The 1,015-nt window shown below is 60.8% G+C and carries 1 protein-coding gene; it reads left to right on the top strand.

The window, feature by feature from the left end; all coding sequences use genetic code 11:
- Positions 1 to 116: 116 nt before the first annotated feature.
- The coding region (locus Q4P78_RS09480; RefSeq protein WP_368660909.1) for an IS30 family transposase at positions 117 to 1,015 on the top strand (899 nt) is incomplete at its 3' end.

Raw genomic sequence — 1,015 nt, 5'->3', positions numbered from 1 at the left:
CGCAAGCCAGGTATACGACCCTGAATGACACAACCACCCTGAACCGCGCGCTGAAGGACCCCGTTGGCTTTGTCACCTCTGGAGGGACAGGGTGGTGTCATAGGGTCGTAGCAACAGTGCTTGTTAAGGAGGGGTTGTTGGTGCGGCGGTTGTTGACGGTGACGGATCGGGCTGGGATCGCGAGGGGCTTGGCGGAGGGGTGTGGGTTACGTGAGATTGCTCGGCGGATTGGTAGGGATGTGTCGGTGGTTTCGCGGGAAGTGGCCCGGAATCAGGGTGAGACGGGGTACAAGTGTGTGGCTGCTGATGTAGCTGCGCAGCGGCGGCGTGCCCGGCCCAAGCTCCGCAAGATTGATGCTGATCTGGTGTTGAAGCAGCGGGTGATTGCTGATCTTCGGAGGTCTCGTACACCACGTCAGATCGCGGGAAGATTACGTGCTGAGGCTGGGGGTGACAGGCTTGAACCGTGTCAGGGTTCCCCCACGGCCCAAGGAGCGAGCGTGTCTCATGAAGCGATCTACACCTGGATTTATGCGATGCCGAAGAAGACGCTGCGGGAGCACGGTGTCATGCTCGGGTCGAAACGCACTAGCCGTCAGTCCCGGCGTCGTTTGGGTGAGCGGAAATCCCCGATTGTGGGAATGGTCAGTATCGATCAGCGGCCTCAGGAGGTTACAGGACGGAAGGTTCCCGGTCATTGGGAAGGAGACTTGATCATCGGCGCCTACGGCAGAACAGCCGCGATCACCCTCGTCGAACGAACCACCCGGTTCGTCACGATCCTCGCCCTGCCGAAGGGCAAGAACGCAGACGGGGTGTGTGACGCCCTGATCGACCACATCACTGGGCTGCCCGAATTGATGAAGGGCACCCTGACCTGGGATCAGGGCTCTGAGATGGCCCGGCACGCCGCGTTCACCATGGCCACCCAGATGCCGGTGTACTTCGCCCATCCCCACTCTCCCTGGGAACGCGGCAGCAATGAGAACACCAACCAACTCATCCGTGACTACCT

This window comes from Rothia sp. (in: high G+C Gram-positive bacteria) (assembly GCF_030540545.1).
Classification (GTDB): Bacteria; Actinomycetota; Actinomycetes; order Actinomycetales; family Micrococcaceae; genus Rothia.
Note: the sequence above shows the minus strand (reverse complement) of the source record. Positions and strands in the feature narration are given on the sequence as shown.